The 15,658-nt window shown below is 70.2% G+C and carries 14 protein-coding genes; 11 read left to right on the top strand and 3 right to left on the bottom strand.

What is annotated here, in order from left to right:
• Positions 1 to 218: 218 nt before the first annotated feature.
• The 7 genes from cobW (at position 219) to HWX62_RS14495 (ending at position 8,409) form a co-directional block, all read left to right on the top strand.
• Positions 219 to 1,307, top strand: a complete 1,089-nt coding sequence (gene cobW, locus HWX62_RS14525; RefSeq protein WP_175929200.1) for a cobalamin biosynthesis protein CobW — start codon at positions 219 to 221, stop codon at positions 1,305 to 1,307.
• A gap of 6 nt (positions 1,308 to 1,313) precedes the next feature.
• Positions 1,314 to 5,123, top strand: coding sequence for a cobaltochelatase subunit CobN (cobN, locus tag HWX62_RS14520; RefSeq protein ID WP_175929199.1), 3,810 nt, complete (start codon positions 1,314 to 1,316; stop codon positions 5,121 to 5,123).
• The gene (locus tag HWX62_RS14515; protein ID WP_175929198.1) at positions 5,120 to 6,205 is read left to right on the top strand and encodes an ATP-binding protein; all 1,086 of its coding nucleotides are present in this window, start codon (positions 5,120 to 5,122) and stop codon (positions 6,203 to 6,205) included. The genes cobN and HWX62_RS14515 overlap by 4 nt, the downstream gene beginning before the upstream one ends.
• A gap of 68 nt (positions 6,206 to 6,273) precedes the next feature.
• Positions 6,274 to 6,882, top strand: a complete 609-nt coding sequence (locus HWX62_RS14510; protein ID WP_175929197.1) for a VWA domain-containing protein — start codon at positions 6,274 to 6,276, stop codon at positions 6,880 to 6,882.
• A 60-nt stretch (positions 6,883 to 6,942) separates the two neighbouring features.
• Positions 6,943 to 7,395, top strand: coding sequence for a YaiI/YqxD family protein (locus tag HWX62_RS14505; RefSeq protein ID WP_047900659.1), 453 nt, complete (start codon positions 6,943 to 6,945; stop codon positions 7,393 to 7,395).
• 86 nt (positions 7,396 to 7,481) lie between these two features.
• The gene (locus HWX62_RS14500) at positions 7,482 to 8,054 is read left to right on the top strand and encodes a DUF1993 domain-containing protein (protein ID WP_175929196.1); all 573 of its coding nucleotides are present in this window, start codon (positions 7,482 to 7,484) and stop codon (positions 8,052 to 8,054) included.
• 28 nt (positions 8,055 to 8,082) lie between these two features.
• Positions 8,083 to 8,409 (top strand): low molecular weight protein tyrosine phosphatase family protein, encoded by a 327-nt coding sequence (locus HWX62_RS14495; RefSeq protein WP_175929195.1) that lies wholly within the window; start codon positions 8,083 to 8,085, stop codon positions 8,407 to 8,409.
• 33 nt (positions 8,410 to 8,442) lie between these two features.
• Here HWX62_RS14495 and HWX62_RS14490 read toward each other — a convergent pair whose 3' ends face one another.
• Together HWX62_RS14490 and HWX62_RS14485 are read right to left on the bottom strand one after the other, a co-directional pair.
• A complete protein-coding gene (locus HWX62_RS14490; RefSeq protein WP_175929194.1) occupies positions 8,443 to 8,865 on the bottom strand; it encodes an NUDIX hydrolase in 423 nt (140 codons plus the stop codon).
• Between the two features lie 153 nt (positions 8,866 to 9,018).
• Positions 9,019 to 9,279: a hypothetical protein gene (locus tag HWX62_RS14485; protein WP_175929193.1), complete on the bottom strand. Its 261-nt coding sequence runs from the start codon at positions 9,277 to 9,279 to the stop codon at positions 9,019 to 9,021.
• A 278-nt stretch (positions 9,280 to 9,557) separates the two neighbouring features.
• Here HWX62_RS14485 and HWX62_RS14480 point away from each other — a divergent pair, with 278 nt between their 5' ends.
• From HWX62_RS14480 to HWX62_RS14465, 4 genes are all read left to right on the top strand, one after another.
• On the top strand, positions 9,558 to 10,727 hold the full coding sequence (locus HWX62_RS14480; RefSeq protein WP_175929192.1) for a CoA transferase: 1,170 nt from the start codon (positions 9,558 to 9,560) through the stop codon (positions 10,725 to 10,727).
• A gap of 135 nt (positions 10,728 to 10,862) precedes the next feature.
• A complete protein-coding gene (locus HWX62_RS14475) occupies positions 10,863 to 12,164 on the top strand; it encodes a citrate:proton symporter (protein WP_175929191.1) in 1,302 nt (433 codons plus the stop codon).
• A 37-nt stretch (positions 12,165 to 12,201) separates the two neighbouring features.
• Positions 12,202 to 13,368 carry an acyl-CoA dehydrogenase family protein gene (locus HWX62_RS14470; protein ID WP_175929190.1) on the top strand — a complete coding sequence of 389 codons (1,167 nt, stop codon included), beginning with the start codon at positions 12,202 to 12,204 and terminating at the stop codon, positions 13,366 to 13,368.
• Positions 13,369 to 13,427: 59 nt separating this feature from the next.
• Positions 13,428 to 14,171 (top strand): IclR family transcriptional regulator, encoded by a 744-nt coding sequence (locus HWX62_RS14465; RefSeq protein ID WP_175929189.1) that lies wholly within the window; start codon positions 13,428 to 13,430, stop codon positions 14,169 to 14,171.
• A 94-nt stretch (positions 14,172 to 14,265) separates the two neighbouring features.
• Here the strand turns inward: HWX62_RS14465 and HWX62_RS14460 are convergent, their stop codons facing one another.
• On the bottom strand, positions 14,266 to 15,621 hold the full coding sequence (locus HWX62_RS14460) for a chitinase (protein WP_175929188.1): 1,356 nt from the start codon (positions 15,619 to 15,621) through the stop codon (positions 14,266 to 14,268).
• Positions 15,622 to 15,658 lie beyond the last annotated feature (37 nt).

Genomic DNA, 15,658 nt, shown 5'->3' with positions numbered 1-15,658 from the left:
GCACGGCAGGCGGCGCGGGCGAGGCCGCGGCAGCCGTGTTGGCATTCACGATGTCGACCGTTCGCAAGGAAGCACCATGCCCGATTCGTTGTTCCGCCCGTCCTGCGGCAGTCCGGCCGGATCGCGCGGCCCTGTTCCCGCGCTTCGCCCGCTGAATCGCCACGCCGCCGCCGACGCGACGATCCCGGCCTGATTCCATACTCGTCACAGGACCTACCATGACCCTACGCAAGCTGCCCGTCACGATCGTCACGGGCTTTCTCGGCAGCGGCAAGACGACGCTGATGCGCCATATCCTGCAGCACGCCGAGGGCCGCCGCATCGCGGTGATCGTCAACGAATTCGGCGAGCTCGGCATCGACGGCGAAATCCTCAAGGGCTGCGGCATCGGCTGCGACGATGCCGACGGCACGCAGGGCGAAGCGTCGGGCCAGTTGTACGAACTCGCGAACGGCTGCCTGTGCTGCACCGTGCAGGAAGAGTTCTATCCGGTGATGGAAGCGCTCGTCGAGCGCCGCGCGGATATCGACCACGTGCTGATCGAGACGTCGGGCCTCGCGCTGCCGAAGCCGCTCGTGCAGGCGTTCAACTGGCCGACGATCCGCAACAGCTTCACGGTGGACGCGGTCGTGACCGTCGTCGACGGCCCGGCCGCCGCGAGCGGCCAGTTCGCGGAAAACCCGCAGGCCGTCGACGCGCAGCGGCGCGCCGATCCGAACCTCGACCACGAGTCGCCGCTGCACGAACTGTTCGCCGATCAACTGTCGTCCGCCGATCTCGTGATCGTGAACAAGGCCGACCTCGTCGCCGACGCCGAATTCGCGCGGATCGAAACCGCGATCCGCGACGAAATCCCGCCGCAGGTGAAGATCGTGCGCGCGACGCGCGGCGAGCTCGATCTGGCGATGCTGCTCGGCCTCGAATCGGCGTCCGAGGAAACGATCCATCTGCGGCACGACCATCACGGCTCGGCCGACGACGGCGATCACGATCACCATCACGACGATTTCGATTCGGTCGTGGTGTCGGGCGACGCGGGCTCGCGCGACGCGACGATCGCCGCGCTGCAGCGTGTCGTCGAAGCGCACACGATCTACCGCGCGAAAGGCTTCGCCGCGCTGCCCGGCGCGCCGATGCGGCTCGTGATCCAGGGCGTCGGCCGCCGCTTCGACAGCTATTTCGACCGCCGCTGGCAAGACGGCGAAACGCGCGCGAGCCGCTTCGTGCTGATCGGCGAGGACCTCGACGCGGCCGCGCTGCAACGCGCGTTCGACGCCGCGTGCGCGGCCGAGCCGCAACAGGCGTAACGCACGATGCATCTGCTGCGCACCACGCCGGGCGGCTTCGTCGACGATACGCAGGGCGTCGTCCGGATCGACCAGCAGCCGGCCGACATCGTGATCCTGAGTTCGGCCGACACGACGCTGTCGCTGCTCGCGAGCGTCGTGCCGCACTTGCCGGCCGGGTTCCCGAGCGTACGGCTCGCGAACGTCACGTTCCTGCGACAGCCGGCGTCGGTCGATTTCTACGTCGACGACGTGCTGCGCCACGCGAAGACGGTCGTGATCGATCATCTTGGCGGCGAAGCGTACTGGCCGTACGGAATCGAGCAGGCCGTGTCGCTCGCGTCGAAGCGCGGGCAGCAGCTCGCGATGTTCTCGGGCGACCTGCAGGAGGACCCGAACCTCGTCGCGAAGAGCACGGTCAGGCCCGAGCTGTGCCGGCTGTGGTGGCGCTATCTGCGCGAAGGCGGCGTGCACAACGCCGACGCGCTGCTGCGCAGCATCGCGTTTCACACGTTCGGGTTCGGCGACGAACCCGAACCGCCGCGCCCGCTGCCGGCCGCCGCGCTGTATCACCCGGCGCGCGACCGCGCGAGCGTCGACGACTGGCGGCCGCGCTGGACGCCCGGCGCGCCGGTCGTCGCGATCCTGTTCTATCGCGCGCACTGGCAGGCCGCGAACACGGCCGTGTTCGACGCGCTGGCCGACGCGCTCGTCGACGAAGGGCTGAATCCGCTGCCGATCGCGGTGACGTCGCTGAAGGACGCGGTGAGCCGCGAGGTCATCGCGCGGCTCTGCGACGCGCACGGCGTCGCGCTCGTGCTGAATACCACCGCGTTCGCGGCCGGCGCGATCGACAGCCCCGAGCACGACGTGCTGGCCGGCGACGCACCGGTGCTGCAGGTGATCCTGTCCGGCGGCAATCGCGACGCGTGGGTGACCGACAACCAGGGCCTGCATGCACGCGACATCGCGATGCATGTCGCGCTGCCCGAGGTCGACGGGCGCATCGTCACGCGCGCGGTGAGCTTCAAGGGGCTCGCGTATCGTTGCCCGCATACCGAGGTCGACGTCGTGCGCTACCAGCCGGATGCCGAGCGGATCGCGTTCGTCGCGGCGCTCGCGCGCGGCTGGTGCCGGCTGCGCACGCTGGACAACGTCGACAAGCGCATCGCGCTGATTCTCGCGAACTATCCGCAAAGCGAGGGGCGGATCGGCAACGGCGTCGGGCTCGACACGCCGGCGTCCGCGCTGCGCGTGCTCGCGGCGCTGCGCGACGCGGGCTATACGGTGGCCGACCTGCCGCCCGACGGCGACGCGCTGATCGCGCGACTCACCGAAGGCGTGACCAACGATCCCGCCGTGCGCACGCTGCGGCCCGCGTTCCAGAGTTATGCGCTGGCCGACTACGTCGCGCGTTTCGCGCGGCTGCCGGCCGCCGTGCGCGATGCGCTGAACGCACGCTGGGGGCCGCCCGAAGCCGACCCGACGCTGCGGCAGCAGCGTTTCACGATCGCCGGCTGGCGCGCGGGCAACGTGTTCGTCGGCATCCAGCCGTCGCGCTCGCGCGACGAGAACGACTACGCGAGCTACCACGATGCGGACCTCGTGCCGCCGCATGCGTATCTCGCGTTCTATTTCTGGCTGCGCGATGCGTATCGCGTCGACGCGGTCATCCATCTCGGCAAGCACGGCAATCTCGAATGGCTGCCGGGCAAGAGCGTCGCGCTGTCCGACGCGTGCTGGCCCGACCTGACGCTCGGGCCGCTGCCGCACCTGTATCCGTTCATCGTCAACGATCCGGGCGAGGGCAGCCAGGCGAAGCGCCGCGCGCAGGCCGTGATCGTCGATCACTTGATGCCGCCGCTCACGCGCGCGGAAAACTACGGCCCGCTGCAGGATCTCGAGCGGCAGGTCGACGAATACTACGAAGCGCTGATGGTCGATGCGCGGCGCGCGAAGCTGCTGCGCAAGACGATCCTCGCGACGATCGCCGAGCATCGCCTGCACGACGAGCTGAGCGTGTCGCCGCCGCGCGATGCGGGCGACGAGGATGCGCTGCTCACGCGGGTCGACGCGTGGCTGTGCGAGTTGAAGGAAGCGCAGATCCGCGACGGGCTGCACGTGTTCGGCGCGTCGCCGCTCGCGCGCCAGCGGCGCGACACGCTGCTCGCGCTCGCACGCTTTCCGGTCGGCGACGGCAAGGGCGAACGCGCCGGGCTGATCGGCGCGCTCGCGCGCGATCTCGCGCTCGGCGACGCGTTCGATCCGCTCGCGGCCGACTGGGCCGCGCCGTGGACCGGGCCGCGGCCGGTTGTGCTGCAGCGGCTCGACGCGTCGCCGTGGCGGCATGCGGGCGATACGCGCGAGCGGCTCGAACGGCTCGCGCAGCACTGGCTGAACGCGGTGTGCGGAACCGCTTCGGAAGATCCCGGCATCGACATGCCGCCGCCCGGCGAATGGCCGCATACGCGCGCGGTGATCGAACGCGTGCGTTCGACGCTGTTGCCCGCACTCGACGCGTGCGGCGGCGAGGAAATGCGTCAACTGCTGCGTGGGCTCGACGGCCGCTTCGTGCCGCCGGGGCCGAGCGGTTCGCCGTCGCGCGGCCGCCCCGACGTGCTGCCCACTGGCCGCAACTTCTACTCGGTCGATACGCGTGCGGTGCCGACGCAGGCCGCGTGGTCGCTCGGCCTGAAATCCGCGCAGCAACTGATCGAGCGCCATCTGCAGGATCACGGCGACTATCCGCGCGCGATCGGGCTGTCGGTCTGGGGCACGGCCACGATGCGCACCGGCGGCGACGACATCGCGCAGGCGTTCGCGCTGATCGGCGTGCGCCCGAAATGGGCGCATGGGAGCCATCGCGTGACCGACTTCGAGATCCTGCCGATCGAGATCTTCGACCGGCCGCGCATCGACGTGACGCTGCGCGTGTCGGGCTTCTTCCGCGACGCGTTCCCGAACCTGATGCACCTGTTCGACGCGGCCGTGCAGGCGGTTGCCGCGCTCGACGAGCCCGAGGCGCTGAACCCGATCCGCGCGCGCATCGAGCGCGAACGCGAGAAGTGGATCGCGCAGGGCGTGGCGCCCGACGAAGCGCGGCGTCGCGCCGGCTGGCGCGTGTTCGGCGCGCGGCCGGGCAGCTACGGCGCGGGCCTGCAGGACCTGATCGACCAGCGCCGCTGGCAGACCGACGCCGATCTCGCGGACGCCTACCGTCAATGGGGCGGCCATGCGTACGCGCAGAACAGCGCGGGCGACGCGGCGGCCGACGTGTTCGGCGAGCGGCTCGCGACGATCGACGTCGTCGTGCAGAACCAGGACAGCCGCGAGCACGACATCCTCGATTCGAACGACTACTACCAGTTCCAGGGCGGGATGACGGCGGCCGTGCGGCACCTGTCCGGGCAGCAGCCGAGCATCTACCACGGCGACCATGCGAACCCGGTCGCGCCGAAGATGCGCACGCTGCGCGAGGAAATCGCCCGCGTGATCCGCTCGCGCGTCGTCAACCCGAAATGGCTCGACGGCGTGAAGCGTCACGGTTACAAGGGCGCGGCCGAACTCGCGGCGACCGTCGACTACCTGTACGGCTATGACGCGACCGCGCGCGTGCTGTCCGATCACCAGTACGCGCTCGTCGCCGACGCGTACCTGTTCGACGACGCCATCCGCGCGTTCCTCGAACGGCACAACCCGAAGGCGCTGCACGGCATCTGCGAACGCTTCGTCGAAGCGATGCAGCGCGGGCTGTGGCAGCAGCCGGGCCACTATCGCGAGCGGATCGAAGCGCTCTGGCTCGCCAGCGAACAACGTCAGGAAGGAGGACGGCGATGACCGATCCGACGACGCCCCGCGCCCGCGCGGTTTTTCCGTTTGCGGCGCTCGTCGCGCAGGACGCGTTGCAGCAGGCGCTGCTGCTTGCCGCGATCGACCCGTCGCTCGGCGGCGTGCTCGTCAGCGGCCCGCGCGGCACCGCGAAATCGACCGCCGCGCGCGGCCTCGCGGAGCTGCTGCCGCAAGGGCAGTTCGTCACGCTGCCGCTGTCGGCGAGCGACGAGCAGGTGACCGGCACGCTCGATCTCGCGCATGCGCTCGCCGAAAACGGCGTGCGCTTCCGGCCCGGCCTGCTGGCGCGCGCGCATCTCGGCGTGCTGTACGTCGACGAAGTGAACCTGCTCGCCGACGGGCTCGTCGATACGCTGCTCGACGTCGCCGCGAGCGGCGTGAACATCGTCGAGCGCGACGGCGTGTCGCACGCGCACGACGCGCGCTTCGTGCTGGTCGGCACGATGAATCCCGAAGAGGGCGAGTTGCGTCCGCAATTGCTCGACCGCTTCGGGCTGATGGTCGAACTGGAGAACTGCTTCGACGCCGCCCAGCGCGAGCGGATCGTGAAGGCGCGGCTTGCGTTCGATCTCGATCCGGATGCGTTTCGCGCGCGTCATGCGGCTGCCCAGCGGGTGCTCGCGGAGCGGATTCATGCGGCGCGCGCGCGGCTGCCGGCGCTGGATTTTGGCGATGCGGTCCATGCGCGCGTCAGCGCGCTGTGCATCGACGCGGCCGTCGACGGGTTGCGGGCCGATCTCGTGATGCTGCGCGCCGCGCGTGCGCTTGCCGCGCTGGAGCAAGCGGAGGCGGTGACGGTGTCGCATGTCGAGCGCGTGGCCGAGGCCGTGCTGCGGCATCGGCGCCATGCGGCGGCGCCGCCGTCGCATCCGTCGTCGCGACACGACGGCTTCGGCGACGATCGTTCGCCGCCGGAGCCGCACCAACGGCCCGACGGCCGACCGGGCGAGACCGGCGACACCAAGTCCGACACGTCCGCGTCGCAGGGCGACTGGGGCTACCTGCCGCCCGAACCGGCCGGGCTGCGCGACGTGAAAGGCGTGGTGCCGCTGCCGCTAAAAAAACGCTGAGCCATCGAGCCGGCGCCGCCGCGAACGCCATTCGCGGTCCTCGATGGCAGTCAGGCGCCGCTGCGCGCGTGCCGGGCACGGTGCGCGCGGGCACGGCTGTCGCGTGGCCGGCGACGCTCGCCGCGAAACGCGGCAGCCCGCTGCATCGCGATCATCTGCGTTTCGCAAAGCGCGCGGGCACGCCGCACGCGCTGCATTGCTTCGTGCTCGACTGTTCGGCGTCGATGCTGACGAATGAGCGGCTCGCGCTCGCGAAGGGGCTGATCGTCGCGTATTTCGATCAGGCCGCGCGCGCACGCGTCGAAACCGCGCTGGTCTGCTTCGGCGGCCACGGCGCCGCGCGGCGCTTCGGCCCGGCGGTGCCGCGCTGGTGGAACGCGCGCTGGCTCGAACCGGTCGAAGGCGGTGGCGGCACGCCGCTTGCGCACGGCATCGCGGCCGCCGCCCAGTTGCTTGCCCGTGCTGCTCGCCGCGCGCCCGGCAAGGCACGCTGGCTGTGGGTGCTGTCCGACGGCCGAACGCGCGACATGCCGGCGAAACCCGCGGCGGCCGACCACGTCGTGTTCGTCGACTTCGACGATACGGCCGTGCGGATCGGGCAGGGTGCGCGGCTCGCCGCGGCGTGGGGCGCGCAATGGGTGACGGCCGACGCGCTGCGCACGGACCTCGCCGGCTGATGGCCGGCCGGCGGTGCGCTATGATCGCCGCTTCTGCTTCCGCCCACTGGAACCCCCGCCATGCAAGTACTGGTCGATGCCGACGCGTGTCCCGCCGTCATCAAGGACATGCTGTTTCGCGCTGCGCGTCGTGCCGAAATCTGCGTGACGCTGGTCGCGAACCAGTTTCTGCGCACGCCGCCGTCGCCGTTCATCAAGGCCGTGCAGGTGCCGGCCGGCTTCGACGTGGCCGATGCGCGCATCGTCGAGCTGGCGGAAGCCGGCGACCTCGTGATCACCGCCGACATCCCGCTGGCCGCCGCGGTGCTCGACAAGGGCGCGCATGCGCTCGACCCGCGCGGCAACTGGTTCAGCCGCGAGAACATCGAGGAACGCCTGTCGACGCGCGCGATGATGGACCAGTTGCGCAGCGCGGGCATCGATACGGGCGGCCCGGCGCCGTTCAGCGCGCGCGACGGCAAGACGTTCGCGTCGCAGCTCGACCGGTTCCTGGCGCGGCACGGCAAGCCGTAACGCTCCCGTCGGCGCCCCGGCCAGGATGCAGGTTCGCGCCGACGCTGCTATCGTGTGGCGCGAACCCCCAGCACAGGAGCGCGCACGTGTCACCGACCCAACTTCTCGTTCCGACCTACACCCAGATGCTGCGTGCGCAGTCCGCGTGGCTCGACAAGGCCGTCGCGCACCGGCAGGCCGCGGGCGAGGAGCCCGATGCGGCGATGATGCTGAGGCTCGCGCCCGACATGTATCCGCTCGCCGCCCAGGTGCGCTTCTCGTGTTTCCAGGCGATGGAGCCGGTTCACCGGCTGCGCGGCGAGCCGCTGCCGGCTGCATTGCTGGCCTTGCGCGAAGCCGGCTGGAACGCGGATGCCCAGCCTGGTTCGCCGGCCGACGCGCAGGCGATCATCGCCGGCACGCTCGCCTTTCTCGGCGAACTCGCACCCGATGCGCTCGACGGCGGCGCGGCGCTGCCGATCGGCCTCGAACTGCCGAACGGCATCGCGTTCGACATGACGGGCGAACAGTACATGCGCGACTGGGCGCTGCCGCAGTTCTACTTTCACGCGATCGCCGCGTACGCGATCCTGCGCCACCACGGCGTCGAGCTCGGCAAGGCCGATTACGTGCCGCACATGCTCGCGTACGTGCGGCCGGGCACGATTCCGCAAGGTTGACTCGGCCGCCGAGGGGCCGCGAAACGACATGACACGGGCACTGTTCATCTGCAGCCGCAACCGGCTGCGCAGCCCGACGGCCGAAGCGGTGTTCGGCGCATGGCCCGGCATCGAAACCGATTCCGCGTGCCTCGCGCCCGATGCCGACGTGCGGCTGTCCGCCGAGCAACTCGACTGGGCGGACATCGTGTTCGTCATGGAGCGCGCACACAAGGCGCGACTGTCGGCGCAATTCGGCGCGCACCTGAAGCACCGGAAGATCGTCTGCCTCGACATCCCCGATCGCTACGCGTTCATGCAGCCCGAACTCGTCGCGCTGCTCGAACGCAAGGCCGGCCCGTTCCTGCGCGCGTGATCGCGGCAAGCGGGGCGCGCGCCCGCGTCGGCCTCAGCGAAGCGGCTCGCGCACGAACGCGGCAAAACAGTCGAGCCGCAGCAGCTCGATGATCTTGCGGGTCGGCACGCTCGCGCGCAGCGTGTCGAGCCGGTCGACGGCGAACCACTTGCAGCGGGCGATCTCGTTGCTCGCGCGCGGCGTCAGGTGCGCGGGCACGTCGGCCACGAACACGTGATGCAGCTTCGTCAGCCCGCCGAACTGCACCGCGTAGTCGAGCGCGAGCCCCTCCAGCCGCGTTTCCTCCGCGAGCTCCCGCTGCGCGGCTTCGAGCGGCGTCTCGCCGCCCCGGATCGTGCCGCCGGGCAGCGACCAGCGCGCGGCAGTGCGGGCGACCAGCAGCACGCTGCTGCTGCGTCGGCACACGATCGTGGCGCGTTCCTTGATGACGGCGAGGGTATCCGGCCCGGTGCTCATGTTCTGGCGAAACAGGTGCTGAAGCGTGGAGAAAAGCGCGCGCCGGCCACGCGGGGCGCGGCAGCAGGCGGCGACGGCATGCAAGCCGCCGCGCCGATGGTACCGGCCGTTCGTGACAGTTCCGTGCACCGCGGTCGCGCCACGGACCACGGCTTACGCGTGCGTATAGATCCCGCTGCGCGCCGGCTTCGCGCGCCGCGAATGGCGGCGTTTGTGAACCGCCCGCCGGTGATGAGGCGACGGCGCGGTCACGTGCCGGCGGGCGGGCGCCGGACGGGCTGCCGGCGCGGCAGTGTGCGGCGCGACGCCCGGCATCCCGGTTTGTCCTTCGCCGAAGTGGAACGTCTGTTTTTGCGCGTGTGCGACGCCCAGCGTCGACGCCAGCACGAAGGCCGCCAGCCACAACCGTTTCATGGATATTCCGCCTCGTATTTTTCGGGATGAACGTTGCCCGCCAGCTTAGCCAATGGCGGGGCGCCACCGCAACCGGCCCGTGTTCCGTGTCGTCCCCGATGACGCATGACGATGTCGTGAGCGCGGCAGCCGGGTCCATCCGGGCTTGACAATAAAATTCCCGTGCGTGAATATAAATTCACATACAAGAATTATTCGCCGAATCCGGAGAAGCCGCGCGCGAGCGGCGGGGCGTCCGGAACGGGCAGTCCGATCAACCGGAACCAGGAGCGAGACGCATGGCGGAATACGAGCAGCAGGGCGCGCTGGCGGGATTGCGCATCGTCGATCTGTCGCGGGTGCTGGGCGGCCCGTACGCAACCCAGATCCTCGCCGATCACGGCGCGGAGGTGATCAAGGTCGAACCGCCGTCGGGCGACGAGACGCGCACGTGGGGCCCGCCGTTCGACGGCGACACCGCGTCGTACTTCCTCGGCGTGAACCGCAACAAGCTCGGCATCGCGCTCGACCTGACGCAGCCGGCCGATCGCGAACGGCTGCTCGGCCTGCTCGAACACGCGGACGCACTCGTCGAGAACTTCAAGATCGGCACGATGGAGCGCTGGGGGCTCGGGTTCGACGCGCTGCATGCGCGGTTTCCGCGCCTCGTTCATTGCCGCGTGTCGGGCTTCGGCGCGGACGGCCCGCTCGGCGGGCTGCCGGGCTACGACGCGGCCGTGCAGGCGCTCGCGGGGCTGATGAGCGTCAACGGCGAAGCCGGCGGTGCGCCGCTGCGCATCGGCGTGCCGATCGTCGATCTCGTCACGGGGCTGAACGCGGCGCTCGGCGTGCTGATGGCGCTGCGCGAACGCGACGCGAGCGGCCGCGGCCAGTTCGTCGAATCGACGCTGTTCGACTGCGCGCTGTCGATCCTGCATCCGCATACGCCGAACTTCTTCCATTCGGGCCAGGCGCCCGTGCGCACCGGCAACGCGCATCCGAACATCACGCCGTACGACAGTTTTCCGACGGCGGGCGCCGACATCTTTCTGGCGGTGGGCAACAACGGGCAGTTCGCCGCGCTGTGCGACGTGCTCGGCACGCGCGACTGGCTCGACGATCCGCGTTTCGCGGATAACCGCGCGCGCAGCCGGAACCGCGCCGCGCTGCGCACGCTGCTCGAAACGGCGCTGGCCGCGCACGACGGCGCGACGCTCGCCGAGCAACTGATGCGCCGCGGCGTGCCGTGCGCGCCCGTGCTCGGGCTCGATGCGGCGCTCGACCATCCGCATGTCGCGCATCGGCAGATGAAGGTCGAGCTGGGCCGGCATCGCGGCATCGCGTCGCCGATCAAGCTCGGCCGCACGCCGGCCACCTATCGGCGGCCGCCGCCCGCGCTGAACGAACATGCGGCGCAGGTGTTCGCGGACGAGCACGACGACGACCACCACGGCGACCGCCGAACCTGACCGGCAGCGCGGCCACCGGCCGTGCCGCTCCGCGGCGCACGGCCGTGCGCGGTCGCGCACACCATCATTCGGACATCACGCCGGCCCGCGCATCGACACGCACCCGATGCGCGCCGGCCGAAGAGGAGACGCATCATGCTCGCATGGATCGGCGCGGCCGCCATCGTCGCGCTGTTCGGCCTGATCATCACGAAGCGGTTGTCGCCGCTCGTCGCGCTGATCGTCGTGCCGGTGGCCGCGTCGCTCGCGGCCGGTTTCGGGCTGCAGACCGGCAAGTTCGTCGTGCACGGCGTACAGAACATCGGCCCGATCGCCGGGATGTTCGTTTTTGCGATTCTGTTTTTCGGGGTCCTCACCGATGCGGGGATGCTCGACCCGATCATCGCCGGCGTGCTGCGCGTGATCGGCTGTCATCCGCCGCGCATCGTGACGGGCTCGGCGCTGCTCGCGCTGCTGATCCATCTCGACGGCTCGGGCGCCGTCACGTTTCTCGTCACGCTGCCCGCGATGATGCCGCTCTACACGCGGCTCGGGATGGATCGCCGCATCCTCGCGTGCGTCGCGTCGATGGCGGCCGGCGTCAACTTCCTGCCGTGGGTGGGGCCGATGCTGCGCGCGTCGGCCGCGCTGCACATTCCCGGTTCGGCGATCTTCACGCCAATGATCCCGGTGCAGATCGTCGGGCTCGCGTTCGTGTTCGGCACCGCCTGGGTGCTCGGCGTGCGCGAGGCGAAACGGCTCGGGCTCGACCGCGCCGGCGCGGCCTCGCTCGCGATCGCGCCGCGCGAGCTGACCGACGCCGAACGCGCGTTGCGCCGGCCGAACCGCTTCGGCATCAACGTCGCGCTGACGCTCGTCGTGCTCGTCACGCTGGTATCGGGCATCGTCGACCCGATGGTGATGTTCATGCTCGGCACGGTCGCCGCGCTCGTGATCAATTACCCGGACGTGCAGGCCCAGCGCGAGCGGATCGACGCGCATGCGAAGGCCGCGCTGATGATGGCGAGCGTGCTGCTCGCGGCCGGCGCGTTCACCGGCATCATGTCCGGCACCGGAATGCTGAAGGCGATGGCCGAGGTCGTCGTCGCGCACGTGCCGGTCGAACACGCGCGCCACATGCCGTTCGTGCTCGGGCTGCTGTCGATGCCGCTCAGCCTGCTGTTCGATCCCGATTCGTTCTACTTCGGCGTGCTGCCGGTGCTCGCGGAGAGCGGCAAGCTGCTCGGCGTGCCGCCGATCCAGATGGCGCAGGCCGCGCTGCTCGGCCAGATGACGACGGGCTTTCCGGTGAGCCCGCTCACGCCCGCGACGTTCCTGATCGTCGGGCTGACGGGCGTCGAGCTCGCCGAGCACCAGAAATTCACGATTCCGTTCCTGTTCGCCGCCACCGTGCTGATGGTCTTCGCCGCGGTCGCGACGGGCGTGTTTCCATTGTGAGCGGCGCGACCGTTCACGCTTGCCGGGAGAGCAGTCCATGCGGTTCGACCTGACCGACGACCAGCGCGCGATCGAAAGCGCGATCGAGAAAATCTGCGAACGCTTCGGCGACGACTACTGGCTCGAACGCGATCGCGCGGGCGGGTTTCCGGCCGACTTCCACGCGGCGCTCGCCGAGGCCGGCTGGCTGGGCATCGCGATGGACCCGGCCTACGGCGGCGCCGGGCTCGGGATGACCGAGGCGGCGCTGATGATGCGCACGATCAGCGCGTCGGGCGCGGGACTGTCCGGCGCGTCGGCCGTCCACATGAACATCTTCGGGTTGAACCCGGTGCAGGTGTTCGGCAACGATGCGCAGAAGGCGCGCTTCCTGCCGCCGCTGATCGCCGGGCGCGACAAGGCATGCTTCGCGGTGACCGAACCCGACGCCGGGCTCGACACCACGCACCTGAGCACGCAGGCGCGCCGCGACGGCGATCATTACGTGCTGAGCGGGCGCAAGATCTGGATCTCGACCGCGCAGGTGGCGAACAAGATGCTGATCATCGCGCGCACGACGCCGCTCGACCAGGTCGCGAAGCCGACCGACGGGCTGAGCCTGTTCTATACCGACCTCGACCGTTCGCGCGTCGAGGTGCGCGAAATCGAGAAGATGGGCCGCAAGGCGGTCGATTCGAACATGCTGTTCATCGACAACCTGCGCGTGTCGCGCGACGACCTGATCGGCCACGAAGGCGACGGCTTCCGCTACCTGCTGCACGGGCTGAACCCCGAACGGATCCTGATCGCCGCGGAGGCGATCGGGCTCGGGCAGGCCGCGCTGCGCCGCGCGACGCAGTATGCGTGCGAGCGCGTGGTGTTCGGCCGGCCGATCGGGCAGAACCAGTCGATCCAGCATCCGCTCGCGCACGCATGGATGCAGCTCGAGGCCGCGTGGCTGATGGTGATGAAGGCCGCGACGCGCTACGACGCGGGCCAGTCGTGCGGCGCGGAGGCGAACGCCGCGAAATACCTCGGCGCGGAAGCCGCGTTCCAGGCCTGTCAGACGGCGATCGCGACGCACGGCGGGATGGGCTACGCGAAGGAATACCACGTCGAGCGCTACCTGCGCGAGTGTATGATTCCGAGGCTCGCGCCCGTGAGCCCGCAACTGATCCTGTGCTACATCGCGGAGAAGGTGCTCGGGCTGCCGAAGTCGTACTGACCGTACCGACCGGCGGCCCGCCCGGCGCGCGGCTTCCCGTTTCGAATCAAGCGCTCGTCATGGACGTCAAACTCGTTGCCCGCACGCTCGACCTGTTCGAGCTGTTCGCCGCCGAACGGCGGCCGCTGCCGCTCACCGAACTCGCGCGCCTGCTCAACGTGCCGGCGTCGAGCTGCCTCGCGATGGCGCGCACGCTCGTGAGCCGCGGCTACCTGTACGAAGTGCGCAAGCGCGGCGGCTACTACCCGACGCGGCGCCTGCAGACGGTCGCCGCCGCGATCGACGCGCCCGATCCGGTCGTCGACATCGTGCATCCGCACCTCGTCGCGCTGCGCGACGCGAGCCGCGAAACCGCCGTGCTCGGCAAGATCCAGGGCGCGTCGGTCACGTACCTCGACGTCGTCGAATCGGAACAGGCGATCCGCTATACGCGCGAGCCGGGCGAGCTGCGCCCGCTGCACGCGAACTCGATCGGCAAGGCGATCTTCGCGGAACTCGCGAGCGATGCGCAGCAGGCGCTCGGCGCGCAACTGACGTTCGAACGCTTCACCGATGCGACGGTAGCCGATCTGCCGGCGCTCGTCGCGCAGACCGCGCGGTTTCGCGAACTCGGTTGGGCGGAGAACTTCGGCGAAAGCGCGCCCGAGCTGTCGGCGATCGCGGTTGCGCTGACGCTCGACGGCGACTGGTACGGGCTGTCGGTGGTCGGGCCGACCGAGCGGATTCGCCAGCATCGCGACACGCATGCGGCGCTGCTCGTCGACGCGAAGGCGCGGCTGCTGGCCGAGCACGCGCGCGGGTAGGGCGGCGGCGCGCGCCGGCATCGGAAGCGGGGCGTCGCCGGCGTTCGGTTCTTCAGGCCGGAGACGACCCGCCGCGCATTACGGCATTACGGCATCACGACTTCACCCACACGCCGCCCGCGCTCGGGTTGTCGCCCTGTGTCCACCATTTCGCGCAATACTTCGCGCCCTGGTACGTCACGCACGTGCCGCCCTGGTAGGCCGTCGTCGCCGACCACGCGGGCGTGCCGCCGCCGATCGGCTTCCACACGGCCGCCTGGCCGGGCACGTCGCCCTGCGTCCACCATTGCGCCTGATACGTCGTGCCCTGGTAGGTGACCGTCGCGCCGGCCGTATAGACCTGGCCGGCCGCCCACGGCGCGCCCGGCTGCGGCGTGCCGCCGCCCGAGCCGCCGCCGTAGTTCGGGTCCTGCGTGACGCCCGCGCCCCACTTGCCGTCGAGCTTCCTGAAGATCGACGCGAACGCGTACGGCTGCTGCGCGACGCCCGAGCAGGTCGGCGACGCGTACGTGCCGCCGGACGGGCACGCCTGATCGCGGCCGACCGACCAGTTGCCGAAGAAACCGTAGCCGTTCGCGACTGCCGCGTTCAGCACGGCCTGCGCATTCGCGAGCGTGAACGTTTCGCCCTGCACGTCATTGACGCCGATCATCGGCGTGACGCCGACCATCTGCCACAGCTGCGCGTGGGTCTTCGGCTGGCCGGCCGACTTGAACGCCGTGTCGAGCTGCGAGTAGAGCGCCTGCGCGGCGCTGATCGCGGCGGCGCCCATGTCGAGGTTCGCCGGGCCGTAATCCATCGCCATCACGTTCACCGCGTCGAACGCGGTCTTGTTCGCGATCGCCGCGTTGACGACGTTCACGCCGTCCTGCGTGAGCCCGGTCGGCATCGTCGGCAGCGTCAGCGTCACGTGCAGCGGCTTGCCCTTCGCCGCGTAGTCGGCCTGCAGTTGCGCGACCGCCTGGAAGTTGCGCGCGACCGCCGCGGTGTCCGTCTGCGATGCGCCTTCGATGTCGAAGTCGATATGCGTGAGGCCGTACGTGTCGATCACCGTCTGGTACGCGGTCTTCAGCGCGGGGACCGTCGAGCACGCCTGCATCAGCGGCGTGCCGTTCGCGCCGCCGAACGACACGGCGACTTCGCCGCCTTTCGCGCGGTAGCTCGCGATCGACGTGGACAGCGCGGTCAGCAAGCCGCCGCTCGCGCCGTTGCCGATCGGCTGCACGCCGCCCCACGACGGCACGCAGCCGTTGCCCGCGACCACGAACGCGAGCGTGAACTGCTGGATACCCTGGCGCACGCCGATCTGGTCGACCAGCGGCGTCGGATAGAGCGTCACGTCGACATAGGGTGCATAGACGCCGGCACCGTGCGACACGCTCGCCATCGCGAGCAGACAACCCGCGGCGAACGTACGCGGAACGAAACGCGGCAACACATTGTTGTTCATTCTGTGTTCTCCAAGTGGAAGAGGGATACGCTGGCCG

It is taken from the genome of Burkholderia sp. BCC0506, assembly GCF_902833145.1.
GTDB lineage: Bacteria > Pseudomonadota > Gammaproteobacteria > Burkholderiales > Burkholderiaceae > Burkholderia.
This window is presented reverse-complemented; position numbering and strand designations above follow the sequence as displayed.

Excerpts from the sequence above, each read along its gene's own strand:
- cobW (WP_175929200.1), top strand. The coding sequence starts at position 219 with ATGACCCTACGCAAGCTGCCCGTCACGATCGTCACGGGCTTTCTCGGC.
- cobN (WP_175929199.1), top strand. The coding sequence starts at position 1,314 with ATGCATCTGCTGCGCACCACGCCGGGCGGCTTCGTCGACGATACGCAG.
- HWX62_RS14515 (WP_175929198.1), top strand. The coding sequence starts at position 5,120 with ATGACCGATCCGACGACGCCCCGCGCCCGCGCGGTTTTTCCGTTTGCG.
- HWX62_RS14505 (WP_047900659.1), top strand. The coding sequence starts at position 6,943 with ATGCAAGTACTGGTCGATGCCGACGCGTGTCCCGCCGTCATCAAGGAC.
- HWX62_RS14495 (WP_175929195.1), top strand. The coding sequence starts at position 8,083 with ATGACACGGGCACTGTTCATCTGCAGCCGCAACCGGCTGCGCAGCCCG.
- HWX62_RS14490 (WP_175929194.1), bottom strand. The coding sequence starts at position 8,865 with ATGAGCACCGGGCCGGATACCCTCGCCGTCATCAAGGAACGCGCCACG.
- HWX62_RS14485 (WP_175929193.1), bottom strand. The coding sequence starts at position 9,279 with ATGAAACGGTTGTGGCTGGCGGCCTTCGTGCTGGCGTCGACGCTGGGC.
- HWX62_RS14480 (WP_175929192.1), top strand. The coding sequence starts at position 9,558 with ATGGCGGAATACGAGCAGCAGGGCGCGCTGGCGGGATTGCGCATCGTC.
- HWX62_RS14475 (WP_175929191.1), top strand. The coding sequence starts at position 10,863 with ATGCTCGCATGGATCGGCGCGGCCGCCATCGTCGCGCTGTTCGGCCTG.
- HWX62_RS14470 (WP_175929190.1), top strand. The coding sequence starts at position 12,202 with ATGCGGTTCGACCTGACCGACGACCAGCGCGCGATCGAAAGCGCGATC.
- HWX62_RS14465 (WP_175929189.1), top strand. The coding sequence starts at position 13,428 with ATGGACGTCAAACTCGTTGCCCGCACGCTCGACCTGTTCGAGCTGTTC.
- HWX62_RS14460 (WP_175929188.1), bottom strand. The coding sequence starts at position 15,621 with ATGAACAACAATGTGTTGCCGCGTTTCGTTCCGCGTACGTTCGCCGCG.